The sequence below is a fragment of the Neobacillus nitrireducens genome (assembly GCF_030915405.1).
Classification (GTDB): domain Bacteria; phylum Bacillota; class Bacilli; order Bacillales; family Cytobacillaceae; genus Neobacillus.
In genome coordinates, this window is sequence record NZ_CP133262.1 from 521,867 (window position 1) to 547,414 (window position 25,548).

Sequence of the window (25,548 nt, forward strand, 5' to 3'; positions counted from 1 at the left end):
GCCTTTGTTTTTTAAGGAATAATATGGTGTTTTTCAATAGCCAACAGTTTTTCCTTCATCTCTAATCCGCCCCGAAAACCAGTTAACTTTCCGTTCTTACCAATTACACGATGACAAGGGACCGTTATTAAGATAGGGTTCGCCCCGATGGCAGCAGCTACGGCACGTACCGATTTCGGTATTTGCAGGATATCAGCAACTTCGGAGTACGTATGTGTACTGCCAAATGGAATATTGTTTAAAGCATTCCAAACTGATTGTTGAAAGGGAGTTCCGTGAAAATCGGTTGGAAAGCTAAATGACGTGCGCTTCCCGTCAAAATACTCAGTGAATTCGTCTACATAGGGTTTTAATTTTTTATCATTTTGCTCTAATAAGTGATGCGGAAGTTTTTTTTGGACCCAATTCACCAGTTCTTCCATATCCTTATGATTGGAACCTACATAACAAAGTCCTTCTACCGTTGCGGCAAGATACATTTTCCATGGTCCATGATGAAACAAACTCCAATAAATAATATTTTTTTCCATTGTAAAAAGCTCCAATCTATTAATCATTTGCCGATATTTTCAGTATACCTTATTGAATATGGGAAGTAAGTTTTTTTAAGTCGAAAAGAAAGATTACCGAAGATAATGTAAGCGCTCTAAAATAGTTAAATAAATAGTCACAGGATTTTTGAAGAAAATGTTATAAAATAGAATTATGTTAAACATTTCACATACTAAAGATGCATTTAAAAAGGAGTATATCTTATGGGATACAGTAAACCCGAACAAATTATGGAAATTACCGTGGGAAATGGCGTAAAGAAATCAAAATACCCTACATTACAAACCCTGATCTTAGGATTTGAAGCAGGTGCCTTCATTGCTTTAGGTTATTTACTTTTCATTCGAGTCACAGCAACTTTAACAGGAAATTTAGAGGGGATAAGCAGTTTGATTGGTGCATCTGTCTTCCCAATCGGCCTGATCCTCACCTTGCTTGCAGGTGGTGAGCTATTGACGGGAAATATGATGGCTGTGCCTCTCGCTCGAATCGCAAATAAGATTAGCACTAGACAGGTTATGAATAATTGGTTTCTTGTTACGGTCAGTAACTTTATCGGCGCCCTTTTTGTAGCTTACTTTTTTGGACACTTGGTTGGACTTACTGAAACAGGACCCTTCTTGGAAAAAACGATTAGTATTGCTGACCATAAATTAGAAGCCACCTTTCTCCAAGCATTCATTTCGGGGATTGGCTGTAATTGGCTGGTGGCAGCGGCAGTGTGGCTTTGTTATGGAGCAAACGATATGGTCGGAAAAATTGCAGGTATTTGGTTTCCAACGATGGCATTTGTCGCTATCGGATTTCAACACGTTGTAGCGAATATGTTTGTGATTCCCGCTGCAATATTTGCCGGACACTTTACTTGGCTAGCATATATTGAAAATTTTATCCCTGTCTTTCTGGGAAATGCAGTAGGAGGTTCAGTCTTTATAGCACTCGCCTATTGGCATGCTTATAAGAAAAAAGAACTTCCTTATATGGAACCGAAAGTGGTACAACCGATAATGAAAAGCAGCGTAAGATAATTTGCAGCATTATTAAATCTTATATCTTCACAGTTAAAGCTCCTTACATCCAAGGGGCTTTTCTAATTAATCGATTCTTTTTTGTCATATTGACATCCACTTGTGAATAAAATCCAAGAATGAATGGACTTCGTTTGGAGTACAGCATTTACTACACAAGAAAATATAGGATATGAGGTTGGGGAAATGACAAAACGCTCTTGGCTAGTATCGATTTTATTAATCTGCAACTTCATCGTGATGGCCGGATGTACAGGAAAGACGAAAACAGAAAAGGCAGTTGAAGAAAAAGTAACAGAACAACAGCAACAACCTGAGCAAAAACCACAAGAAGAACCACAGAAGGTGGAAGAACCTAAACCAATCACGGTAAATGTCCTCGACCCAAATACAAGAGCCATTTTGAAAACCTTTTTACCGGTGGAAATGGTGTTTGGAACCGATAATGAAACCTATAAAAAGGAACTTGAAATATGGGCAAAGAATTTAGCGAGAGGGACGGAAAATACCAAGGGATATGACCAACGAATGATTCTTGATAAGCTTGCCTCCAATGGTCAAATCATTAAAGGAAAACCGAGGATTATCTTAGAGGAGTCAGAGTTGGTTGAAAAAGTAATAACAGCATCGGCCGTAGGAGGTGATATTGAATTGCCTCTATATGTGACCGAGAGCGGCTATAAACCTGAGGATGTTGACCATTTAGAGGAAGTGGTCGTGGCAAGCTATACGACGAGATTTAATAGCGGGGTGATAGGCCGTTCAAAGAATATTGAACTATCGGCAGAGGCCATTAATAATATTATTGTTGGTGCGGGAGATAATTTTTCATTTAATACCACTGTGGGTCCAAGTGATGTTGCTCATGGCTATCAGAAGGCAAAGGAAATTGTAAATAAGCAACTAGTCGACGGAATCGGCGGCGGGATTTGCCAAACGTCATCGACCCTGTTCAATACTGTAGATCAGGTAGGCGTCAGTTATATTGAAAAACATCATCATTCCCTGTCTGTGGGCTATGTTCCTGCCGGAAGAGATGCAACCGTATCTTACGGTGGACCAGACTTCCAATTTCAAAATACTACTGGAGCCCCCTTTATCATCAAATCCATCTATAAAAAAGGAACCTTAACAATCGAAATAAGGACATCAGCAGCCTACCAAAGTCTAATAGCCAAACACTAACCGGTGTCAGGCACCAAAATAGTTTAACGGAAAAATGCCTTACTTTAAAAAGCCCACTATTATGCCTTCTACTGCGAAGTGGAAGTGTAATAGTGGGTTTTCCCTTTCAAAGCCTAATAAAATATGCATATTCCTTCCTTTGAAAACAAAAAATACCATGATTCATTGATAAAATGGTAGGAGGATTGGCATGGTATGGTGTAAGAAAGCGGTTATATCCTTGACTCTCGTTATAGTAATCGGTGGATTGGGATATAAAAGTGCAGAAGCAAGGAATCTAACAGAAACAGATCAGCCTGATCAAAAGATACTCCAATCACAGTCTGTAAAGGCAGTCAGACAAATGTCGGCGAAGGTAAAGAATCAAGGACTATCGAAAACGTACCATGGACATATATCCAATCGTCCGGAGGCTGTTAATCCCAACAAAGGAAAACCACCTGCAACAAATAATCAGTTTATTCAAGTTCAACTTTTAGGTATCAATGACTTGCATGGTCAAATAAATATTACGCGGAAAGTAAACGGAAAACCGGTTGGACGCGTGGATTATTTAGCAGCATATTTAAAACAGCGGGAAGCTGAAAATAAAAATACGCTTTTGGTTCAAGCGGGAGACATGGTAGGAGCAAGTCCTCCAGTTTCCGCTCTATTACAGGATGAACCGACGATTGAGGTCTTGAACAAACTGGGATTTGATATTGGAACAGTAGGTAATCATGAGTTTGATGAAGGCGTAACAGAATTGCTTCGTCTAATTAAAGGGGGGGCACATGCGAAAACAGGAAATTTTGTCGGGTCGAAATTTCCATGGATCGCTGCGAATGTCGTCAATGATAAAACTGGTGAGACGATTCTTCCACCTTATCAAGTGATGAAAGTAAATGGGATGCCCATCGGTTTTATCGGTGTAGTAACGACTGAAACTCCAAAACTCGTTGACCCAAGCGGGGTGGCCGAATTAACATTTACGGATGAAGTGGAAGCAATTAATCAAAATGTGGCTGAGTTGAAAAGGAAAGGCGTAAAATCAATTGTTGTATTAGCCCATATCCCTGGTATTTCAGGCCCAAACGGAGAGAATCCAGCAGGGCAGCTTGTCGATATTGCAAACCGAGTCGACGATGAAGTAGATATCATCTTCGGCGGCCATAATCATGCCTATATGAATGCTACGATTGACAATAAACTGGTTGTCCAAGCCTATTCCTACGGAACGGCCTTTTCAGATGTAGATCTAGCAATCGATCCTAAAACGAAAGATATAGTCTCAAAAAGAGCAGAAATTGTAACTACTTTTCAAGAAGATATCAAGCCAGACCCTGAAATGAAAAAGATGATTGCAGGTTATGAAGCAAAAGTAGAACGAATTGTTAATAAAGTTGTTGGCACTTCATCTGAAGGTCTGTCCGCAAGGCTAAATGAAAATGGGGAATCTGAGCTTGGTGATTTTATTGCAGATGCACAAAGAAAGGCGCTGAATACCGAAATAGCCTTTATGAATCCTGGTGGAATCCGAGCGGATATCGACCCAGGGGATATCACATGGGGTGAAATTTACACAGTACAGCCATTTAATAATGACCTAGTTAAAATGACGATGACTGGGGAGCAGATTCGTGGATTACTAAACCAGCAGTGGGGTGCAGCCAAAACGAATATGTTGCAAGTTTCTGGTTTAAGTTATAGTTGGGATTCAACGAAGCCGGCAGGGCAAAGGGTCGTAAGCGTAAAGCTCCCAGATGGCACGGAAATGGATCCTAATAAAACATATTCTGTGACAGCGAATAGCTTCCTCTCTAATGGGGGTGATGGCTTTACCTTATTTGCCCAAGCCCGAAACAAAGAAATCGGTCCAATAGACCTTGAGGCATTCGTTCATTTTATTTCATCGCAGCCTAAACCGTTCACCTTCCATATTCAAAATCGTATCCATAGAGTTCAGTAAAACAAAAGGGTGTTAGGCACCAATTGGTGCCTGACACCCTTTTGTTGTTCCCTATTGTAAGGCCTCAATGGTTAGCTCTTTAGCTGGCAGGAAGTCTTCACCGGTGTTTAAGTAACGGACGGTCACTTTATCTCCTTCTTTTAAGTAGATAGCAAGTGGAACCTTTTCTGATGAAATCATAAAATTTTGCCGGTTTTCTAATAAAAATGAGACAACCGTGAAATCTCCACTTTTTTCTTTATAAACTCTAACCACAGAACCGCTGATTAGCTTTTCTTCTGCTTTAGAATTGCTGTCTACAGTGCCTTTGCCCCTTTGCAAGGCAATTTTATACTGTTTAAGTGAGTCGTTCGGTGTGGTCGCGTATACAGAAATTTCTGGATTTGCTGCAGAAACGATAAAGTAATTTTGCAGAAAACCGTTTGAATCCAATACAGCCGTTAACCAGCTGGCTTCTCCGTAAAAATTGTAGAGAATCGGCATTTGCCCATGCCATTTCTTTTCGATAAATTTCTTTTCTATGATTTGCAAGGCCCCCTGTGAATCCATGTAGGATTGTTCAGGATTACCTGTATAGAATGTTGCTTTTCCCGTCCTGGAATTGGTCAACGAGTATCCCAACATAGAATCTACACCTTCTTTTGGACTTGTGAAATCAGTAAAATAGTACATCGTTCCATTTTCATCAAAGATCGGGCTAACATTTGACTCCGTTCCTTCATCTGATGGGAGTTTCACGTCTGATTTTCCAAACTTACTATTCCAGAAACCATGAATAAAGTTGCCGTAATAACTGTTTTGCAAACTAACCGCTTCTGGTGAGACGGCTCCATCGATAAACGCTGGAACATCTGCTAGCGGAAATTCTTTTATTGCGCCACTCTTAGAATCAACGACTACTAGCCCTTTAGCTGTAAATCCATTACGGGCAGAAATAAATTCACCATAGGTACGGATGTAAAATGGTTGTCCTTCCTCGTCAATTTCTAATTGAACATCCCCGTAGAAAATCTTCTTCGGATATTGCATACGAATATGCCGTTCAATATTTTTATTAAAAAAGGAGGAAGGAGTATAAACCATTTCAGATTTAATGAATTTAGGATTTGATGTAGAATCCGTTGCACTTAAAGTAAAGTAGCCTGGTGTACTATTTCCCTTCCACCACTTAAAAAATCCAGAGAATTCCACCGGAGCAATATATACATAATCTCCGTTCAGCTTTTGAATTTGAAGATTTCCAAGTTCGTAGTAACTAGTGTTTGGGACTTGCCCAAATGCCTTTTTCATTTTGTTACGTGCAAACTGAGGAGGAACGCTTGCAGGTGTTTCCTGCTCATCAAAGGTCTGAATCTCTACCTTTTCATCCATTTTTGCGAGTTTATACTTTTCATCAGCATTAAAAATAAAGGCGGTTAAGAAATAAATTCCCAGTCCTAAACATGCTAGGAAAAGGAGTCCTTTGACCTTTCTTTCGATGCCTTTAGCAAGGATAGCTCCACCAGCGGTAAGGAAGAGGCCTAACAGCCATAAAGAAGAGAAGTTTCTATCAAAATTACTAAAATAATAGAATGAAAACACTGAAAGCAAGAGAATGACAACAACGGTAATAAATATTCCCAGTTTCAGTTTTTGGCCTTCTTTTTTGCTGCCCTGCTCTTTTGTAAAAATGGGTATTAAAATAAGTCCGGCTCCTATACCAATTATCATTGTAAATAGAAATATGTTTCCCATAATATATCTCCCTTTCAACTTTGACTTCCAAATCAGTCAATTCATATACGTATAATCTGACAGTTTGGTTTCATTTTAATCTGGTGTCAGGCACTATGTGAAAACAGTCTATTTTTCTAATATTTGGCCAATTAATTGACCTGAGAAATTTTTCAATGATATCATATCTATGTAAACGTTTTCGAAAAAGGGGGAGAGTTTAATGGAAGTGAAAACAGTAAATGCCATTCAGGATGAGTATCCAGATGATTTTGCGTGGTGTTATGGATGTGGCCGGTTAAATGAAGAAGGCCACCATTTTCGTACGAGTTGGAATGGGGAGCAGACGGTAACCATCTTTACACCTGAAAACAATCATCTAGCATTGCCCGGTTTTGTTTATGGCGGCATTGTTGCTTCATTAATAGATTGTCATGGAACAGGATCGGCTGCGTTAGCACTGCACCGAAAGAATGGTCATGAAGCAGGGGATGGAGTGGAACCACCACGTTTTGTCACGGCATCATTAAATGTAAATTTTCTAAAACCAACTCCACATGGGGTACCGTTAAAAGCAATTGGTACGGTCCAAGAGATCCACCCGAAAAAATTCAAGGTGGAGACTGAGGTCTTTGCAAATGATATTCTATGTGCACGAGGTGAGGTCGTAGCGGTTGTCATGCCTACTACTTTCTTAAATAAATAAGATAGAAAGACTGGTCCGCTTTGCTATTATTGCAAAGTGGATTTTTGTAATACAAATGAAATATCGTATTTCGAAACAAATCGCTTCCTTATTCGTCTAACTAAGTATAAATATCATTTTTGGAGGAGGACGGATGGGATGAGGAAAAGAATAATCATTACCTTGTTGGTGGTAATTGTTGGAGGGTCCTGTATTGGTATTAGTACTTTGGGTTCTGCCTTATTACAAGAGGAGAATCCCATCCGATTAATTATCTCAGCCATGAAGCTTAAACTTTCCGATACTGAATATGTCCAGTTTGCAAAAACGGAAAAACGGAGTAGGTATTTATCTATAAATACTAATCATAGTCGATATGAAGTAGTAAAGGAATATATGTTTTCAAAAGGATGGATGTTTCAAGAACAGATGGGGGCCGGCCTTATTTTTACAAGAAATGAGGAAGATGCTGTAGTTGAAATTAGACAATATTCGAAGCATTATTTCATTTGGGAAGTTCAGCAGGCACTTTATAAGTAATAAGCGTACATACAAAATTCTTTTTCTATAAAAAAACCCCTAATCCGCTATCGTTAGGGGTCAAGTTGCCTCAATTTCTTCTAATTGTTTGAAATAATCATCGATCATTGTTTCTAATGACGGTTTGTCGATTTTCCAAATTGAACTTGCTTTCAAAGTGGAAAGGGCACTTTCAATCAGGTATTTTCTTGGAGTACTCCTATGCAACAGTTCTTCTTGGATAAAGTCTATTAATTCAAGATGTTTCTCCTTTTCAGATTCATCATGTAAGTTCTTCGTAATCGCTTTCCTTAAAGCCCCAGTCATTTGGAGTAATTGGTTTTTAAATCCATTATCATTTTTTTTACAGCCGGGAAGCCATTTTTCTATAAGGTTAGGTTCATGTAATTGATTACCAGATTCAGCAACCTCTTCCACCAACTTCACCAATCGTGCCACGCTATAACCAACTACTCGGCTGATTTTTTCGCCCGTTTCATTAGCCAAACGATTATATAGAAGATTATATTGAATGATCCCCTGAAACATAATCGCACAATCTAACAGGTATGGTCTCTTGTCTTCACCGAAGATATCGATGAACCGATTGAAATACCAATGCAGTGATTTCAACCGGGCATTTTGGACGAATTGTTTAAGATCAGCGTCATTCGAAGCCAGCACTTCTTCATAGAGGGCAATTAACTTATTCTTCCTATTTGATATCATCTGAAGTTCTAGTTGTTTGATAAAGATATCAATATCAGCAGGATTTCTACCAATCAGTAAATCATTTCTGTCCTTTTCAAGCTGTTTGTAAATTGTTTTATAAATACCGATTAATAATTCGTTTTTTGATGAAAAATAATTATAAAATGTTCCCTTTGATATCCCGCTATAATCTAAAATGTCCTGGATGGATGTAGCTTGGAAACCTTTTTCGATAAATAGCTGGTGGGCCATCTTAATGACATTTTGTTTCCGGTTATACATAAATATCACCTTTAGCCTAAATTTGTACTTACTGTATAATATAATACTAACTTATTTAATGCTTCTTTACAAACCCATATATTTGTAGGATTTTTTAATTGCAAAAATTGAACTGAGCGTATATTATTATGTAAGTGTGAAATTGGAGTATAAAAATTTGAACATATGTTATAGGGGGAAATTAAATGGATCAAACGATAAAAAAGACGAACAAACCACCGTATGGCGTTCTTGCCGTACTGATAATCGGTGCTTTTATTGCCTTTTTAAATAACACATTATTAAATATCGCACTGCCTTCGATTATGAACGACTTAAAAATTGACCCATCAACGGGTCAATGGTTGATAACCGGTTTTATGTTAGTAAATGGAATACTGATTCCATTATCAGCCTATTTAATTCAAAAATTTTCTGTCCGGCAGTTATTCCTGGCAGCCATGCTTTTATTTACTTTAGGAACTGTCTTAGCCGGATTTGCGCATGCCTTTCCACTATTATTAACTGGTCGGATGATTCAAGCTTCCGGATCAGCGATTATGATGCCGTTGTTAATGAATGTTATGTTAACGAGTTTTCCAGTTGAAAAACGGGGAGTAGCGATGGGCGTTTTTGGGCTAGTTTTAATGTTTGCTCCGGCAATTGGACCGACATTATCAGGCTGGATTATTGAACACTATGACTGGAGAATGCTATTCCATTTTGTCACACCTATCGCTATTATTGTCGTATTGCTTGGCTTTTTCTTACTTAAAGATAAAAAAGATAAAATTTATCTTCGACTTGATTTCTTATCTGTGGTGTTATCAAGCGTAGGTTTTGGCGGTATCCTCTATGGATTCAGTTCAGCTGGTAAAGATGGATGGGATAGTCCGCAGGTTTATGGGACGCTTGCTGTTGGACTCATTTCATTGGTAACATTTATCTTACGTCAATTAAGACAAGAACGGCCACTTCTTAACTTCCGGATTTATAAATATCCCATGTTTGCATTATCTTCTGCTATTTCAATGGTAGTTACAATGGCGATGTTTTCAGGGATGCTTCTTCTACCAATTTATGTCCAAAATATTCGTGGGATTTCACCAATGGATGCGGGCTTAATGTTATTGCCAGGGGCGATCTTGATGGCAATCATGATGCCTGTTACGGGTAAATTATTTGATAAGTTTGGCGGCCGTGCTTTAGCAATCATTGGTCTAGCAATTACAGTAATAACAAGTTATTTATTCAGTAAATTAACACTTGAAACAACTTATACACACTTAATCATTTTATATACAGTTCGTATGTTTGGGATGTCAATGGTTAATATGCCAGTTACCACAAACGGTTTAAACCAGCTGCCAGCACGCTTTTATCCTCACGGTACGGCGATGAACAATACGATGTCCCAGGTATCCGGTGCGATTGGTACAGCATTGTTGGTAACAGTAATGACAACCCGTGCGAAAACACATGCCACAGAACTGATTGAAGCTGCGAAGAAGGTTGTTCCTAATCCTTCTGTAAAAATTACGGAAGCGATGCAATTAAAAATGCAGCATGATATTCAAATGAAAGCCATGTTAGAAGGGATTAATGACGCATTCTTTGTCACCGTTTTTATCGCTGGTCTTGCTTTGGTGCTTGCTTTATTTATTAAACGTGCTAAACAAGCGGAAGATCCAGGTGAGGTAAAACCTTCTGCACAAAAGGTTAAAGCGAAGTTAGCGGAGAATTAATTAGTATTTTAGGGGTGACTGCAAAGTCACCTCTATTTTTTATTTAAAACATGTAAACAATGTTGAAATGTTTGAAAATATATTAGTAAAGTTTTTTTAATATAAGATTACTTAAGAAATAACGTTTTCTTCCTTTTGTAAAGAAAATAATTCTTATCTAAAAATAACAAAAAAATCAGAAAACAATTCTCTATTAAGAACTTACGTGATATAATTTACCCATGATGAACCTTTTTTACAGCAGATAGAGTACTTAATAAAAGACGATAAGGCTCATTATAAAAAATCAGGGAGAGATGCTGATGCCTTATGTTTAAGTTTAAGAAGCTGAGAAAAGTCGGTCGGTCGGTGCAAATTGTCTTGGTCGCAGGACTGTTAATCGTTTCCACATTAGGAGGCACTACAAAATTAGAAGCTGCAATGGGGGGGATGGATTCGGGAGTTACGCCGGACTATTACGGAACTCCTAACTATGCAAATAGCCAGTTACCTGAACTAGATACGGCTGGAAAGGTAATTCCAGGGACGGGAATTCGCAAATTTGTTGACTCTTTACCGGGTCTAGGGCTAGAAAACAAAAATAATCTTGGTCAGTACATTCCAGTAGCGGTTCCAGACACAACTACCTACCCAGGGTCAGATTACTATGAAATCTCGCTTGTACAGTATACCGAGCAATTACATAGTGATTTGCAGCCTACAACTCTTAGAGGGTATAAGCAAACCAATACGAAGGACCCAACAGTTAGTGTGCCAAATTACTTTGGTCCAATGATCATTGCCCAAAAAGATCGACCAGTCCGGGTTAAATTTACAAATGAATTGCCAACTGGAAGTGGCGGAGATTTGTTCCTACCAGTTGACACATCACTAATGGGAGCTGGAATGACTCCAGATGGGAAGAGTATGTATACGCAAAACCGCGCCACACTGCATTTACATGGAGGAATGACACCGTGGATTAGTGATGGGACTCCGCACCAATGGATTACACCTGCTGGGGAGATCACGGACTATCCAAAGGGTGTAAGTGTGAAAAATGTCCCGGATATGCCTGATCCAGGACCGGGGTCAATGACGTTCTTTTATTCGAACCAACAAAGTGCAAGGGTGATGTTTTACCACGATCACAGCTTAGGTCTTACCCGCTTGAATGTATACGCGGGAGAGGCAGGCGGATATCTTATTCGTGATAAGGTAGAGCAAGACCTAATTGATCAGGGAGTTATTCCTAAAGATGAAATTCCTTTATTTATTCAAGATAAAACGTTTGTACCAACAGATAATCAGCTATTGGCAACCGATCCAACTTGGGATAAGACCAAATGGGGAGGACAAGGGAACCTATGGTTTCCACATGTCTATATGCCTAACCAAAATCCTTATGATCTCACTGGTTCTAATCCATATGGCCGCTGGGATTATGGTCCCTGGTTCTGGCCGCCCAATACTGGTTTGAAAAATGGACCTGTAGCGAATCCATTGTATGGGCAGGAAGGCCAGCCGCCAATGATTCCGGGAACTCCGAATGTGTCTACTGTACCCGAAGCATTTATGGATACACCTCTGATAAATGGAACAGCCTACCCAACTCTCACGGTTGATCCAAAGGCGTACAGATTCCGGGTTCTAAATGCCTCAAACGATCGGTTTTGGAACCTTCAGTTCTATAAAGCTAAATCAAATGGTGATATGTGGAACGCAGACGGCACTTTAAAAGATGGTGATGTTGGTGAAGTTCCAATGGTCGATGCGGTACGGAATGCTAGCTATCCTGCCACTTGGCCGCATGATGGCAGGGATGGTGGAGTTCCGGATCCTGCTGCCGCAGGACCTAAGATGTTTCAAATCGGAAATGAAAGTGGTTTTATACCTCAGGTAGCAGAACTGGCAAATCAGCCGATAGATTATGAATATGGACGTCGAAGCATTACTGTACTAAACGTGTCCAGTAAAACATTATTCTTGGCACCTGCCGAAAGGGCAGATGTAGTTGTCGATTTTAGTAAATATGCAGGTCAAACTCTTATTCTATATAACGATTCTCCAGCACCTGTACCAGCATTTGACCCACGTTACGATTACTATACAGGTGATGAAGATCAATCTATTACTGGCGACAATACTGGTGGGGCACCTTCGATCCTACCTGGATATGGACCAAACACACGCACGATCATGCAAATTAAAGTGGCAGATATACCGAATACGCCAGACACAACTCAAACTACCTTAGATAAGTTAAAAACTGAAATTCCGAATGCGTTTAAAGCTGGACAGAACCCGATTCTTGTACCGGAAGATAAGTGGGTCAATATTCAAGATAATTCCACAACCTTTACGCCGATTGGAGATACTACTCCATTAACATTAGATATTCAGCCAAAGGCTATCGCTGAAGAATTTGAGCAAGTTTTTGGACGTATGAATGGAACACTTGGAGTAGAAATGCCAAATACTAACTTCCAGAATCAAACGACCATTATGCTGGGATATGTAGATCCATCTACTGAAATCTTAAAAGATTCGATGACTCCGTTGACACCAAAAGCAGGGGACGGAACTCAAATATGGAAGATCACACATAACGGGGTAGACACCCATGCGATGCACTTCCATCTCTTTGATGTCCAGTTGATTAACCGTGTTGGTTGGGATGGATCCATTCGATTCCCGGATGCCAATGAAAGAGGATGGAAAGATACCGTAAGGATGAATCCGTTAGAGGATTGTATTGTAGCTCTCAGACCAGTGGCTCCGAAAACCACTTTTGGTATCCCTGATAGTATTCGTCTTCTTGATCCAACCATGCCGGCTGGTACGACAACACAATTCATGGGAATCGATCCGAAAACCGGTAATCCAATGACTGTAAAGAACGAAATGACAAACTTCGGTTGGGAATATGTGTGGCATTGCCATTTGTTAGGGCATGAAGAAAATGACATGATGCGTGCGATGATCTTTAACATTGAACGTGTAAAGCCGACAGCATCAACCTTACAAGGCACAAGAACGAATGGCGGGGAAGTGAACCTAAGCTGGACGGATCCTACAATGGTAGATAATCCAGACACATTGGGGAATCCCTCAAATGAGATTGGCTACAATGTAATGCGTGCAGTGGAAATAAACGGTATTGCAGGTGCATACAGTCAAATTGGCACCACCTTAGCAAACCACACAAGCTATATCGATACTACTGTTGATGCAAATACAAGTTATAGTTACAGGATTACTAGCTTTAATGCTGAAGGGGAAACGAATTCAAATGCTCTATCCACACCTGGGCTTCCAATGGCACCATCTAATCTTACAGCTGATCAATCTGGTTCAGATGCAGTTGTAACTTGGACAGATAATGCGTTAAATGAAACTAGTTTTGCTATAGAGCGATCAACAGACGGTGTTAATTTTACGGTTTTGGCTACTCCAAATATGGCAAACGATACAGGCACTGTAAGTTACACTGATACAACGGTAAATCCCGGAACCTATACCTATCGGGTGAAGGCGTTAAATGGATCATTAGAATCCAGTTACTCGAATTTAGCCAATGTAACAATTATTGCAGTTCCGCCAGTCAATTCACCAGCTGCACCAACTAATTTAAGTGCAACGCTTCAATCAGGACCAAATATAAATTTATCCTGGAGGGATAACGCCAGCAATGAAACAGGCTTTACCGTAGAACGTGCAACCAATGGCGGCGCTTATACTGTCATTGCCAACCCTGGTCGAAGAAATAATACAGGAACTGTTACCTATACTGATTCAACCGTTCAGACAGGAAATAGTTATACCTATCGGGTAAAGGCAATGAACGGAACTGTTTCTTCAGCCTATTCTAATGATTCTTCAACAATAAGTGTACCTGTTATACCTCCAGCACCAACAGGATTACAGGTGTCCGCCTCAAGAAATGGGGGGAATGATAAGGTGACTATGAATTGGAGTAAACCAGCGGGAAGCATAACCAGCTATGTCGTTCAGTATGCAACGAATTCCACATTCACGCAGAATGTTGCAACTAGTACTGTAACCACTACTACATTTGTCCAATCAGGATTTACGAGAAACAGAACTTACTATTTAAGAGTACAGGCAGTAAATCAAAGCGGTTCATCCCCTTGGTCGAATTCAGTAAGTGTTAGAACACCGTAATAGATTACAAGGACGACCTTGGAAAAACGACCGGCCCTAGGAGTACTACAGTTTAATATATAAAAGAATTGCAGTCTCCTACGGGGGAACACAAACTAATTAGTAAGTAGCAATAAAGGAGGTATATGAATGAGAAAAAGACTTCTCAAAGTTACTTCGATCATAGCAGTCATTCTAATTTTGGGTACAGCTGTGATGGTATGGAAAAATCATTCTGCACTAGCCAAGAAACAAGATGCAAATGTGAAAATATCTGCGGCGGAAAGAATGGCTAAATATTCTGTTAAGACGAAACAAAACACAGATTCATCACTTCGAAAAAGCCGTTTGAGTCAAATAAATGTCGTGAGTGAAGCAGCAACCATTCTAAATGTTCTTCCCATAAATATCATGGAGGAAATGACGAAAGGAAAAAAATTAGAAGAAATTGCCCTAGATAAAGGAATGTCAAAAACCAAGTTTTTAAAGAAATTAACAGATTTAGATACGAAAAACATTGATGATGCTGTTCGTACTGGAACAATCTCAACAAAACATGGGACTGCGTTAAAGGAAGGCCAAAAAGACCGTTTGCATCACAGCCTTATGCTTGAAGCCGTTGATGTAAACGACCATAAAGCAATGGATATGAACCATTAGACAATTTTTCATTGGGGTGACATTTTGACGTCACCTCTATTTTTTTTGTTTCTGCTCATTTTATAGTAGAATAAGGTTAACAAGGAACAGTTATTTTTAGGAGGAGTTTTTTTTCATGATAAAAGATCATATCCAACAATACATATTAGAGCAACAATCCATTCAAAAGTCAGAGACACTAACACTTTTTAAAGAAGAAAAAGAATATCTTGAAAAAAACAGACTTTCAGATAATCTTCAATTGTCAGAAAAGGATCCAAGCATCCGCTTCTCTGACGCCTATATTGAGCGATGTGATAAAGAAACAGAAAATATGATTAAGAACGAGTCCTCTTCATTTTTAGCTCAGAGGCTTGATTACTTGAAAAAGCATAAAAATGAGTTTGTCTATTTAGAATCCAATTGGTTTGATCTCATTGGCGTCGAGGCAGTTTCTGTCGAGGCCGACGATGTATTCGAAACCTATGATGTCATGTTAGGGTTAAAGCTGCAAAAGAAGTTTGAAAAAGTATTAAAAGATCATTTGAACAGCCAATTATACGGAGATGAAGCAAAATTTGACTTAATGTTCAGCCTTGAAGACGGCTTATGGAATTTGAATTTTGCCTTAAATTATGTGGAGGGTTTTAACGAAGATATAACAATAGGTGAGGCGTTCCAGCTCATTTATCGCTTTTTATTTCAGTTGGTGGAAGCGGTTGAAGGGGAACGGAAGTAGGCGGATGCTAATAGGGAGGTTTCACCCCTCCCTAAAATGTCAACTAAAATTCTGATCCGATATCGATATGGCAGAACCCGTTGATGTATGCTCGTTTACCCATGCAAGTGAGGTTTCCGATACTTGTGACCAGTTAGGTATTTCATCCTTATGCTGTTCGACCCAACTCATGCAATATTGTGGATCAATATTATAATCGAGACATTGGACTAAAAATGCTTGGATCGTGTCTTCATTGCAATTCTGCCATGACCTACAAGTATTGCTCCACACATTCTCCATCTTCGTTTGTATCGAAACCTCATTAATAAAATTACTAAATTGGAAATCGTTAGGCATCTAAGCTCCTCCTTAAAAAAATTCACATTTTTAAGTATGTCCAATGAGAAAATATTTGAACAAAGAAACAGTTTTTAATTACAAAATAATAAATGATTAACTGTCTTTCTCACTTAGGGGTGTAAATTTAATTCTCAAACTAAACCAATAAGCCCCCATAAATATCGCTATTTGTATTGGAACTGAATAGGTAAAGCGCCAACGAACCGGATTGTAAACCGTCAACCATGTGAAAAATGGTTCAGCGACATAGGAACTAAGGATAGCGAAGAAAATCGCTTTAATCCATGGATTTTTCTTCGGGTGAATCTGTAACATTACCATAATTGTAATGGGCATAAGCGTCATGTCCCAAGGGAAATACGTCGGAAGTACGGGGATCACATGGTATCGGTAATGCCACAAACCAATTTGATCACCGATAATGTCAAGCATGATGGAGATTGACATAACATAAAAGCCCACATACATTAACAGGTCTGTACTTTGCCTTTTTCTGATCATGAACCAAATGATCCAGGGCACAATGGATAAGACAACTCCCATCCACCATAATCCTGAAAAAAGGACATGTTCTCTCCATAGATCAATTTTAATGTCAATTAAATCTTCAATCTTATCCACGTTTTTATCTATTATATTTATAACTTTATGGTTATTTTCCATAATTACCTCTTAAGTTTTGTAGTATTCTTCTTATATTTATACAAAAAGGTAAAATTATACTTATGTGGATTAATATTCTTCATTACTCCCGGTGATTGTGCAATAATCTTAATAAAGCCGATTATTATAGCAATTTCAGTTAAATGGCAGGGGCGAAGGGGGGGCTAGTTGTGAAGAACAGAAAGAAAACAGCCGTGATTCTAGGTGCTACAGGACTAGTAGGAAATGAATTAGTAAATATTCTCATCCAACAACTAAATTACGAAAAGATACATTTGTTAGTTCGGAGACCGCCTGATAGCCACGATCCTGTATGTGAAGTACATGTCGTTGACTTTGAGCAACTTTATTCATACAGAGAATTATTTCAGGTAACAGATGTTTTTTGTTGTTTAGGGACGACCATTAAAAAGGCAAAAAGCAAAGAAGCCTTTCGAAAAGTAGACTATGAATATCCTGTTGAGGCAGCAAAAATGGCATGTGAAAGTGGAGCAGAGAAATTTCTCATGATTACAGCGATGGGTTCAAATCCCAAGTCAAGGATTTTTTATAATCAAGTCAAAGGTGAAGTCGAGGAATCTATTAGTGAGTTAACTATACCATCTATTCATATTTTCAGACCATCATTATTGTTAGGAAAGCGTGAAGAGTTTCGTTTCGGTGAAAAAATTGCAGAAAAAGCTAGTATTTTATTAAATTTAATTATGGTCGGCCCATTACGGCCATTTAAAGCGATTGAAGCAAAAAACGTCGCAGCAGCAATGGCAGCAATGGCCCGAACTGGTAAAGGTGGAGTGAACATTTATCCTTCACATGAGATTGAACGAATTGCCATAGAAAATAATTAATACGAGTTGAGAGGTAAGTGCAATGGAGAATAGTTTAACAGGAAAACGGGTTGTTATCTGCGGTTCGCGCAAATTAGAAGAGATATCTACATTAATCGAAAAAAAGGGAGGCGTTCCTATCGTCCGAACCCTCCAAGGAACTGTATTTTTTGCAGATAAGGAAGTAGAACCTGATTTACTCAATTTTGTGCAAACAGGTGCCGATTGGGTGATTTTCACGACTGGAATTGGTTTTGAGGCACTTGTTAATGTAGCAGAAAAGCTTGGATTGGGAGATTCATATTTAAAGAATATACGTGAAGCAAAAGTAGCATCCAGAGGATACAAGACATTGTCTGCTTTAATAAAATATGAACTTAAACCCATTGTGGTTGCTGAAGATGGCACAACCAAAGGATTAGTACAAGCACTCGAAAACATTGATTTCTCTGGTAAAAGAGTAATGTTGCAGCTACACGGGGAAATAGCACCGCTGTTAACCAAATTTCTTGAAGTACGTGGGGCAACAGTGCAGAAGATACTTCCATATCAACATATTGCTCCTTTGAACGAGACTGTTGCCATGTTGTGTAAAGAACTTCAGACAAATGATTGTGACGCTGTCTGCTTTACAACTGCCACCCAGGTCCAATCACTTTTTGACTTTGCAAGAGAACATAAAATTATCACAGATCTTATTGCTTTGTTTAATGAAAGGATTGTAGCAGTTGCAGTTGGAAAAGTGACCGAGGCAGCGTTAAAGGAAGAAGGTATTAAACGGGTCGTGGTTCCTGAAAATGAAAGAATGGGTGCAATGGTTGTCCAATTGGCAAAATATTATCAAAGTTAATCATTTCAAGTGTACCTTCTAAACAGTTGGTACACTTTTTTCATAAGTTTTATGCCTTCCCAATTCGTAGAAATTGTCGAGAAGTTTTTTCAATTATCATGGAAGATTATTTGACAATTCGATATATTTTTACAGTTTTTTTGGTATGATTATGTTAAATTAAAAAAGAATTCCGAAAAGTGTACAAGAAGTAATCCTCTAACAACCATAGATTTAATTCCGTTCTTTTCCAATTTAACTGACAACAACGCTCCCCTGAGGTCTTATATTCTTAAGAAATATTAACTTTTTACATAATGGTTGATCAAATGGTTGTATCTATTTACAGAATGTAAGATGAAATACCTAAAATCAGTCTGTAAAATAAAATAAGATGCATAATTTCCCACATAAAACATCATTAGGCTAAAGGAGCTGATCCCCTTTTTGGTAATATCATTTTGTTAAAGCGCTTACATTTTACTTGAGTAAATAAACCATTCATATGAAAAGGAGGATTTCCCTTTGGCGAATGAAAAAATTCAACGTATTACCTTAGCTAATCTTGAAATGAACTTTCAAGAGGTGGAGCGGGGCTTGACTAATCAAGAAGCTGTTGAAGAATCCAATCGATGCCTCTATTGCTATGATGCTCCTTGTATAAAAGCCTGTCCAACAGGTATTGATATTCCAACCTTTATAAAAAAAATTGCCTCAGGTAACCTATTAGGATCCGCTAAAACAATCATGTCATCCAATCCTGTTGGTGCAAGCTGCTCTAGGGTTTGTCCAACCGATGAACTATGTGAAGGAGCTTGTGTCCTTAATCACTCAACCAAGCCAATCATGATTGGCAATTTACAAAGATATGCTACTGACTGGGCAATGAAGACTGGACAAACACTTTTCCAACCTGGTCAAGCGAATGGACGGTCAGCTGCTATCATCGGCGGTGGTCCAGCTGGCCTCTCAGCTGCAAGGGAACTGGCAAGATTAGGTTACGAGGTTACGATATTTGAAGGATCCGAGAAAGCGGGCGGCTTAAATACGTATGGAATTGTCTCTTTCCGATTGCCACAAAAAATTTCTTACTGGGAAGTAGAGCAGGTCGAGAAATTGAATGTAAATATCAGAACCAACTCAATGGTGGGCAGGGATATTTCAGCAAAAGAAATTACTGAAAATTTCGATTATGTTATCTTAGCAGTAGGGATGGCTCATGTTCCAAACCTTGGTGTTGAAGGTGAAAACATAGCAGGTGTCTATGATGCGATTGAGTTTGTCAAGGCAACAAAAAGCGGCCAGTTATCTGAAGAGTTTGTTGGGAAACGAGTTGTAGTCATTGGTGCCGGGAATACAGCGATCGATGGTGCAACCTGCTCGGTTCGTTTAGGAGCTGAAAACGTTAAAATCTTATACCGGAGAACCGAGGAAGAAATGACTGCCTATGATTTTGAATACGAATTTGCCAAACAAGACGGCGTGGAGTTCCGCTGGTTAACAGCACCAAAACGAATCATAGGCGATGAATCGGGGAAAGTCACTGGAATTGAATGTATCAAAATGAAGCTGGGTGAACCTGAAAAGGATGGACGGCGAAGACCTATTGCCATTGAAGAGTCCGAATATATTCTGCCAGTAGACGCTGTGGTAAAAGCGATTGGTCAAACTAGACACTTGAAGTTAATTGAAGAGTTTGGCCTCACACATGATCGTGGTGTGGTCAAGGTGGATCCGGAAACGTTCCAAACCTCCAATCCAAAAGTGTTTGCTTGTGGCGACGTTGTGTTTGGTAAAGGGAATGGGGATGCAATGGTCGTTACCGCTGCCCAACAAGGAAAAAATGTAGCCCATGCAATCCATAAGCAATATTCTGTTGTCAGAACGGCAAATTAACTTCTTATTTGGAAAAAGGGGGAGAAAAATAGATGGCTGATTTACGTATTAATCTTGCAGGGATTCAATCTCCTAACCCGTTCTGGCTAGCGTCAGCACCGCCGACTAACTCCGGCTATCAGGTACAGCGAGCCTTTGAAGCCGGTTGGGGCGGGGCAGTCTGGAAAACATTAGGTGATCCCATTTTGAATGTTTCATCAAGGTTTGCTGCAGTAAGTTTTAACGGACAAAGGGTGGCTGGTTTTAATAATATTGAACTAATAACCGACCGTCCGCTCGATGTCAATCTAAAAGAAATTTATGAAACTAAAAAGCGATTTCCAAACCATGCGATTATTGCTTCGTTAATGGTGGAACCAAAACAGGAGAAGTGGCATGAAATCGTTAAACGTGTCGAGGATGTAGGGGTAGATGGACTTGAGTTGAATTTCGGATGTCCACATGGGATGGCAGAACGCGGCATGGGTGCGGCTTCGGGGCAGGTACCAGCCCTTGTTGAACGACAGACCTATTGGGCGAAGGAAGTGGCCAAAACACCTGTTATTGTTAAATTAACGCCAAATATTACGGATATAACGGCGACCGCTGAAGCTGCCTGCAATGGCGGTGCGGACGCGATCAGTATGATTAATACGATTAACAGTCTTATGGGTGTCGACCTCGATTCATGGAATACGATTCCCCATGTCGCGGGAAAGGGAGCGCATGGCGGCTATTGCGGACCAGCAGTTAAGCCGATTGCTTTAAACATGGTTGCAGAATGTGCAAGACATCCACATATTAATGTCCCAATTTCAGGGATTGGCGGGATTTCCAACTGGAAGGACGCTGTTGAATTTATGTTGATGGGAGCAACGGGTGTTCAAATTTGTACAGCCGCCATGCATCATGGTTTCCGAATTGTGGAGGACATGATTGATGGACTAAGTAATTATCTTGATAGTAAGGGGATTGCCTCGGTTTCTGATATCATCGGAAAATCCGTCCCTAAATATTCGGATTGGGGCAACTTGGATCTTAATTACAATATCGTTGCAAAAATCAATACCGATGTCTGTATCAATTGCAATAAGTGCCATATTGCTTGTGAAGATACCTCACATCAATGTATCGATAGGTTGACTGACGCAAATGGGATGAGCTTCCTCAAAGTGCGGGAAGAGGATTGTGTAGGATGTAATTTATGCTCGATTGTATGTCCAGTTGACGGGGCGATTGATATGGTAGAAGCAGTAAGAGAGATGCCGCCGATGACCTGGAATGAGCGTCAAGCAGCTTTAAGTGGAGCAGCCATATTGAAAGCAGATGTAACCAAGTAGAAGATTTGGAGGGAACGATCGATGAAAAAAATTATCAAAAATGGAACCATTGTTACCGCCGCAGACACGTATCAAGGAGAAATCTTAATAGAAGATGGTAAAATAACGCAAATTGGTACGAACCTATCAGCAATTGGTGCAGAAATAATTGATGCAAAAGGCTGTTTTGTTTTTCCGGGAGGAATTGATCCACACACCCATCTCGATATGCCATTTGGCGGAACGGTAACGAAGGATGATTTTGAATCAGGAACGATTGCCGCTGCTTTTGGCGGTACGACAACGGTTATAGATTTTTGCTTAACCAACAAAGGTGAGCCGCTAAAGAATGCTATTCAAATCTGGCATGATAAATCGCGAGAAAAAGCGGTTATTGATTATAGCTTCCATTTGATGATTTCAGAAATCAATGAGAATGTCCTCAATGAACTTCCACAGGTGATTAGTGAAGAAGGGATTACCTCCTTTAAGGTGTTTATGGCATACAAAAATGTATTTCAAGCAGATGATGAAACATTGTTTAAAACACTAATCTCTGCAAAAGACCACGGGGCCTTGGTGATGGTCCATGCAGAAAACGGAGATGTTATCGATTATTTAACGAAGAAAGCCCTCGATGAAGGGAATACAGCCCCTATTTATCATGCATTAACAAGACCGCAGGAATTAGAAGGGGAAGCTACAGGTCGTGCGGCAAATTTCACAGGGCTTGCCAATTCACAGTTATATGTGGTCCATGTTTCCTGCGCAGATGCTGTTGAGCAGATAGCTAAAGCTCGCAGTAAGGGCTTTGATGTCTGGGGTGAAACGTGCCCGCAATATTTAGTCCTTGATCAAAGCTATTTAGAGAAAGCTAATTTTGAAGGAGCAAAATATGTTTGGTCCCCGCCGCTTAGAGAGAAGTGGAATCAGGATGTTCTCTGGAATGCCTTAAAGAGCGGTCAACTGCAAACCATCGGTTCCGATCAATGTTCGTTTGATTTTAAAGGGCAAAAGGATTTAGGCAGAGATGATTTTACGAAAATTCCGAACGGCGGCCCAATTATCGAGGACCGGTTGTCGATTTTATACTCTGAGGGAGTAAAGAAAGGACGGATTAGTCTAAATCAATTTGTCGACATTACCTCGACACGAAGCGCAAAGCTTTTTGGATTATTTCCGAGAAAAGGAACGATCGCTGTTGGGGCAGATGCTGACCTTGTTATTTTTGATCCCAATATCGAACGAGTCATTTCGGCTGAAACCCACCATATGGCCGTGGATTATAATGCGTTTGAAGGAATGAAGGTGACCGGGGAGCCCGTTTCGGTGTTGTCTCGCGGGGAATTTGTTGTTCGTGACAAGCAATTTGTAGGAAAACCAGGTTCAGGCCAATATTTAAAGAGAGCAAAATATAATAAAAATGCGCTCATCAACCAAAGCGAAACCTTATCAATTTAATTGTAGACAATTGAACTAGATGCATATGAAATGAATCGGGGGGATTGGATGTCAGATTATCAGCAATTTTTACATGAAAGAGATAAAATTGATTTTCTTATCCAAAAAGGGTATCGAATTAATGGAGTTAAGGAACATTTAAATGGGGCCACGGTTGAATTTATTAATCCCAAAGGCAATGTTTTTGAAACACTTGTAATTGGAACGGCCAACGCACGAAAATATTTTACGAGTCTTCTATTGAAACAGAATCACACATAACAATGACTGCCTAATTTGAAAAGAAAAAAATGAGGTGGGAAGTTTGGAATTCTATTTGAAATCAAAGGACAATGCGTACCCTTGTATAGTCACAATCGATGAAGACAATGGACGTTATACGATTCGAAAATCAGATTCTAGCGGGGAGTACTTCAACTCTCCGAAAGAATTAGTGGCCTGGATCATGGAAAATTGGCACCCGGAGGATTTTTTGGATCGTCAGGAGTATGAGTCAATGCTTAGTGAAATATGTGTATACTTCCCGTTAATCCATTAGAATTTTTTGAGAAGGATTGGTTGCAAGACCAATCCTCTTTTTAACTATCATTTCTGTTTTTATTTTTGTGAGGAGAGCCAAATGATGAAAGAACATTTCCAATTAACTGTGGCAGATATTTTAAAGCGAAAGCATTTTGAGAGTGCACAGGTTATAGCCGGGGAAGACGGTATCCACCGATTCGTCAAATGGGTTCATGTCGTCGAGGTCACCAGTATTCGAAATCTTCTTAATGGAAATGAACTTATTCTCTCAACTGGTGTTGCTTGGAAGGATAATATGGATTTATTTGCATCAATGGTAAAGGAATTTCTTGCAAATAATGCGGCTGGCTTATGTATCGAAATGGGGACATACATGTCAGCAATCCCAACTGAAGTCATCGAATTTGCGAATGAACATCAATTTCCGATTATTGTTTTCCAGCAGGAAGTTCCATTTGTACAAATCACTCAGGACATCCACTCGAATATTATTAATCAACAATATCAGATGATTTCTGATTTAGAGAATTACTCGCAAAGCTTAAATAAACGACTTTTAACGATGGATAGATATGAAGATATTCTTCACTGTATCTTCGCTGCGTTGGAATTACAAATCATTTTCCGATTAAAAAATTTGGACTATGAATTTGTCCCGGAAATTAGTGAAATCGAACAAAAAACATTGGTGACCCGACTCGACGAGGCCAAAATTCAACCATGTGAGCATATGGCGTCAGCTCCTATTTTTTTGTTTGGACAAGAATATGCAGAGGTATTTATTTATTCGAAGGATATCCCCATCAGCGAATACGATTTATTAATTCTGGACCGGACGGCAACAGCGCTAGCCCAGCATTTATTAAGGGATAGGTATGTCGAAGAAAAAAAGCGTGTCGAGGAGTTTGAATGGCTCTACGGTTGGCTCGAAGGTGAACATTCGCTTGAGAGCATTAGTGAATATTTTGCTCAGAATGGGATTAAAACAAGAACGAATGAAGCAGTCGTTTTAATTACAAAACTTATACCCATAAAAGAGAAAGTAACTCAAGACGTTACCTATTTAAAATTATTATTTCGTTCGGTTTTTGAACAGAATGGGTTTACAGTGTTTATGGTTGAAAAAAGAAATGAAATAACATTCATTCTCGTCAATAATCGGGTGAAAAAGAATTTTAAGGAACGGATAAAAACGTCAATTGAATCCATTACCGATTCGGAGTTTATTCAAAAACAATGTTCAGCGAAAATAGTGATTGCGGCAGGGAATTTTATCAAAAGTTTAAATGAAGTACATAAAAGTTATCTTACAGCGAAGGAAACTGAGCGAATTCAACAAAGAATGAACAATAAATCACTCTATTATTTTTATGAAGACCTGCATTTATATCGGCTGATTTCGCAAATGAGTAAGCATGTGAATCTCCAGGAGTATGCAGCAGAGTATTTACAACCTGTTATCCAATATGATCAAAAATATAATGGCAAGTTGCTTGAGACGTTAAAAGCCTATTTAGAGTGTAATGGATCTAAGCAGGAAACTTCCAATAAGCTTTTCATTGTTAGGCAAACGCTATACCATCGCCTGCAAAAGCTTGAAAACATTCTTGGTGAGGACTTTATGGAACATGAAAAACGAGTAGCGATCGAATTTATGCTTCTTGTCCAAGATTATTTGGCTGCGTCCCAACCAAATGTAAACCAGGCTAGGTTTCTTAATTCAGAATAAGTGTATTTCAGAAAATTCGAAACAATATATATAGAATATTAGGAGGTTTTAAATATATGAGTGTAATTAAAAAGGATACGGCCATTTTGAGTTAAAACACTAAACGAATCCCT

The 25,548-nt window shown here is 39.3% G+C and carries 22 protein-coding genes; 17 read left to right on the forward strand and 5 right to left on the reverse strand.

The window, feature by feature from the left end; translation table 11 throughout:
* Positions 1-11: 11 nt before the first annotated feature.
* Complete coding sequence (locus RCG22_RS02435; protein WP_308105568.1) at positions 12-530, reverse strand: methylated-DNA--[protein]-cysteine S-methyltransferase; 519 nt, start codon at positions 528-530, stop codon at positions 12-14.
* A 225-nt stretch (positions 531-755) separates the two neighbouring features.
* Between RCG22_RS02435 and RCG22_RS02440 the strand changes: the two genes are divergently transcribed.
* The 3 genes from RCG22_RS02440 (at position 756) to RCG22_RS02450 (ending at position 4,713) form a co-directional block, all read left to right on the forward strand.
* The gene (locus RCG22_RS02440) at positions 756-1,580 is read left to right on the forward strand and encodes a formate/nitrite transporter family protein (protein ID WP_308105569.1); all 825 of its coding nucleotides are present in this window, start codon (positions 756-758) and stop codon (positions 1,578-1,580) included.
* A 186-nt stretch (positions 1,581-1,766) separates the two neighbouring features.
* Entirely contained in the window at positions 1,767-2,765 is a 999-nt protein-coding gene (locus RCG22_RS02445; RefSeq protein ID WP_308105570.1) for a VanW family protein, read from the forward strand.
* A gap of 190 nt (positions 2,766-2,955) precedes the next feature.
* Positions 2,956-4,713: a bifunctional metallophosphatase/5'-nucleotidase gene (locus RCG22_RS02450; RefSeq protein ID WP_308105571.1), complete on the forward strand. Its 1,758-nt coding sequence runs from the start codon at positions 2,956-2,958 to the stop codon at positions 4,711-4,713.
* Between the two features lie 51 nt (positions 4,714-4,764).
* On the opposite strand, the gene RCG22_RS02455 is transcribed toward RCG22_RS02450, so the two are convergent.
* Positions 4,765-6,447, reverse strand: coding sequence for a sulfite exporter TauE/SafE family protein (locus RCG22_RS02455; protein ID WP_308105572.1), 1,683 nt, complete (start codon positions 6,445-6,447; stop codon positions 4,765-4,767).
* Between the two features lie 202 nt (positions 6,448-6,649).
* Here RCG22_RS02455 and RCG22_RS02460 point away from each other — a divergent pair, with 202 nt between their 5' ends.
* Both RCG22_RS02460 and RCG22_RS02465 read left to right on the forward strand, forming a co-directional pair.
* Positions 6,650-7,132, forward strand: a complete 483-nt coding sequence (locus RCG22_RS02460; RefSeq protein WP_308105573.1) for a PaaI family thioesterase — start codon at positions 6,650-6,652, stop codon at positions 7,130-7,132.
* A gap of 138 nt (positions 7,133-7,270) precedes the next feature.
* Positions 7,271-7,651 (forward strand): hypothetical protein, encoded by a 381-nt coding sequence (locus RCG22_RS02465; protein WP_308105574.1) that lies wholly within the window; start codon positions 7,271-7,273, stop codon positions 7,649-7,651.
* A 60-nt stretch (positions 7,652-7,711) separates the two neighbouring features.
* On the opposite strand, the gene RCG22_RS02470 is transcribed toward RCG22_RS02465, so the two are convergent.
* On the reverse strand, positions 7,712-8,623 hold the full coding sequence (locus RCG22_RS02470) for a TetR/AcrR family transcriptional regulator (protein WP_308105575.1): 912 nt from the start codon (positions 8,621-8,623) through the stop codon (positions 7,712-7,714).
* Positions 8,624-8,808: 185 nt separating this feature from the next.
* Between RCG22_RS02470 and RCG22_RS02475 the strand changes: the two genes are divergently transcribed.
* From RCG22_RS02475 to RCG22_RS02490, 4 genes are all read left to right on the forward strand, one after another.
* A complete protein-coding gene (locus tag RCG22_RS02475; RefSeq protein WP_308105576.1) occupies positions 8,809-10,347 on the forward strand; it encodes a DHA2 family efflux MFS transporter permease subunit in 1,539 nt (512 codons plus the stop codon).
* Between the two features lie 309 nt (positions 10,348-10,656).
* On the forward strand, positions 10,657-14,511 hold the full coding sequence (locus RCG22_RS02480) for a fibronectin type III domain-containing protein (RefSeq protein WP_308105577.1): 3,855 nt from the start codon (positions 10,657-10,659) through the stop codon (positions 14,509-14,511).
* A gap of 129 nt (positions 14,512-14,640) precedes the next feature.
* A complete protein-coding gene (locus RCG22_RS02485) occupies positions 14,641-15,150 on the forward strand; it encodes a hypothetical protein (RefSeq protein ID WP_098260508.1) in 510 nt (169 codons plus the stop codon).
* Between the two features lie 115 nt (positions 15,151-15,265).
* Positions 15,266-15,868 (forward strand): branched-chain amino acid aminotransferase, encoded by a 603-nt coding sequence (locus tag RCG22_RS02490; RefSeq protein ID WP_098260509.1) that lies wholly within the window; start codon positions 15,266-15,268, stop codon positions 15,866-15,868.
* Positions 15,869-15,907: 39 nt separating this feature from the next.
* Here RCG22_RS02490 and RCG22_RS02495 read toward each other — a convergent pair whose 3' ends face one another.
* Positions 15,908-16,207: a hypothetical protein gene (locus RCG22_RS02495; protein ID WP_308105578.1), complete on the reverse strand. Its 300-nt coding sequence runs from the start codon at positions 16,205-16,207 to the stop codon at positions 15,908-15,910.
* A 96-nt stretch (positions 16,208-16,303) separates the two neighbouring features.
* The gene (locus RCG22_RS02500) at positions 16,304-16,873 is read right to left on the reverse strand and encodes a CBO0543 family protein (protein WP_308105579.1); all 570 of its coding nucleotides are present in this window, start codon (positions 16,871-16,873) and stop codon (positions 16,304-16,306) included.
* Between the two features lie 170 nt (positions 16,874-17,043).
* Between RCG22_RS02500 and RCG22_RS02505 the strand changes: the two genes are divergently transcribed.
* The 8 genes from RCG22_RS02505 to RCG22_RS02540 all read left to right on the forward strand — a co-directional run bounded on the left by RCG22_RS02505 (position 17,044) and on the right by RCG22_RS02540 (position 25,435).
* The gene (locus RCG22_RS02505; protein WP_308105580.1) at positions 17,044-17,721 is read left to right on the forward strand and encodes an NAD(P)H-binding protein; all 678 of its coding nucleotides are present in this window, start codon (positions 17,044-17,046) and stop codon (positions 17,719-17,721) included.
* 22 nt (positions 17,722-17,743) lie between these two features.
* Positions 17,744-18,550 (forward strand): uroporphyrinogen-III synthase, encoded by an 807-nt coding sequence (locus RCG22_RS02510; RefSeq protein WP_308105581.1) that lies wholly within the window; start codon positions 17,744-17,746, stop codon positions 18,548-18,550.
* A 549-nt stretch (positions 18,551-19,099) separates the two neighbouring features.
* A complete protein-coding gene (locus RCG22_RS02515) occupies positions 19,100-20,425 on the forward strand; it encodes an NAD(P)-dependent oxidoreductase (protein ID WP_308107070.1) in 1,326 nt (441 codons plus the stop codon).
* A 32-nt stretch (positions 20,426-20,457) separates the two neighbouring features.
* The gene (gene preA / locus RCG22_RS02520) at positions 20,458-21,744 is read left to right on the forward strand and encodes an NAD-dependent dihydropyrimidine dehydrogenase subunit PreA (RefSeq protein WP_308105582.1); all 1,287 of its coding nucleotides are present in this window, start codon (positions 20,458-20,460) and stop codon (positions 21,742-21,744) included.
* Positions 21,745-21,765: 21 nt separating this feature from the next.
* Entirely contained in the window at positions 21,766-23,184 is a 1,419-nt protein-coding gene (gene hydA, locus RCG22_RS02525; RefSeq protein WP_308105583.1) for a dihydropyrimidinase, read from the forward strand.
* A gap of 48 nt (positions 23,185-23,232) precedes the next feature.
* Positions 23,233-23,445 (forward strand): hypothetical protein, encoded by a 213-nt coding sequence (locus RCG22_RS02530; protein WP_308105584.1) that lies wholly within the window; start codon positions 23,233-23,235, stop codon positions 23,443-23,445.
* Between the two features lie 34 nt (positions 23,446-23,479).
* Positions 23,480-23,722 (forward strand): hypothetical protein, encoded by a 243-nt coding sequence (locus RCG22_RS02535; protein WP_374049421.1) that lies wholly within the window; start codon positions 23,480-23,482, stop codon positions 23,720-23,722.
* A gap of 84 nt (positions 23,723-23,806) precedes the next feature.
* Positions 23,807-25,435, forward strand: coding sequence for a PucR family transcriptional regulator (locus RCG22_RS02540; protein WP_374049461.1), 1,629 nt, complete (start codon positions 23,807-23,809; stop codon positions 25,433-25,435).
* Positions 25,436-25,548: the final 113 nt, after the last annotated feature.

Coding starts and splice junctions, on each gene's coding strand:
- RCG22_RS02530 (WP_308105584.1), top strand. CDS start 23,233: ATGTCAGATTATCAGCAATTTTTACATGAAAGAGATAAAATTGATTTT.
- RCG22_RS02435 (WP_308105568.1), bottom strand. CDS start 530: ATGGAAAAAAATATTATTTATTGGAGTTTGTTTCATCATGGACCATGG.
- RCG22_RS02495 (WP_308105578.1), bottom strand. CDS start 16,207: ATGCCTAACGATTTCCAATTTAGTAATTTTATTAATGAGGTTTCGATA.
- preA (WP_308105582.1), top strand. CDS start 20,458: ATGGCTGATTTACGTATTAATCTTGCAGGGATTCAATCTCCTAACCCG.
- RCG22_RS02455 (WP_308105572.1), bottom strand. CDS start 6,447: ATGGGAAACATATTTCTATTTACAATGATAATTGGTATAGGAGCCGGA.
- RCG22_RS02515 (WP_308107070.1), top strand. CDS start 19,100: ATGAACTTTCAAGAGGTGGAGCGGGGCTTGACTAATCAAGAAGCTGTT.
- hydA (WP_308105583.1), top strand. CDS start 21,766: ATGAAAAAAATTATCAAAAATGGAACCATTGTTACCGCCGCAGACACG.
- RCG22_RS02440 (WP_308105569.1), top strand. CDS start 756: ATGGGATACAGTAAACCCGAACAAATTATGGAAATTACCGTGGGAAAT.
- RCG22_RS02480 (WP_308105577.1), top strand. CDS start 10,657: ATGTTTAAGTTTAAGAAGCTGAGAAAAGTCGGTCGGTCGGTGCAAATT.
- RCG22_RS02465 (WP_308105574.1), top strand. CDS start 7,271: ATGAGGAAAAGAATAATCATTACCTTGTTGGTGGTAATTGTTGGAGGG.
- RCG22_RS02490 (WP_098260509.1), top strand. CDS start 15,266: ATGATAAAAGATCATATCCAACAATACATATTAGAGCAACAATCCATT.
- RCG22_RS02470 (WP_308105575.1), bottom strand. CDS start 8,623: ATGTATAACCGGAAACAAAATGTCATTAAGATGGCCCACCAGCTATTT.
- RCG22_RS02540 (WP_374049461.1), top strand. CDS start 23,807: ATGAAAGAACATTTCCAATTAACTGTGGCAGATATTTTAAAGCGAAAG.
- RCG22_RS02450 (WP_308105571.1), top strand. CDS start 2,956: ATGGTATGGTGTAAGAAAGCGGTTATATCCTTGACTCTCGTTATAGTA.
- RCG22_RS02510 (WP_308105581.1), top strand. CDS start 17,744: ATGGAGAATAGTTTAACAGGAAAACGGGTTGTTATCTGCGGTTCGCGC.
- RCG22_RS02460 (WP_308105573.1), top strand. CDS start 6,650: ATGGAAGTGAAAACAGTAAATGCCATTCAGGATGAGTATCCAGATGAT.
- RCG22_RS02475 (WP_308105576.1), top strand. CDS start 8,809: ATGGATCAAACGATAAAAAAGACGAACAAACCACCGTATGGCGTTCTT.
- RCG22_RS02500 (WP_308105579.1), bottom strand. CDS start 16,873: ATGGAAAATAACCATAAAGTTATAAATATAATAGATAAAAACGTGGAT.
- RCG22_RS02485 (WP_098260508.1), top strand. CDS start 14,641: ATGAGAAAAAGACTTCTCAAAGTTACTTCGATCATAGCAGTCATTCTA.
- RCG22_RS02445 (WP_308105570.1), top strand. CDS start 1,767: ATGACAAAACGCTCTTGGCTAGTATCGATTTTATTAATCTGCAACTTC.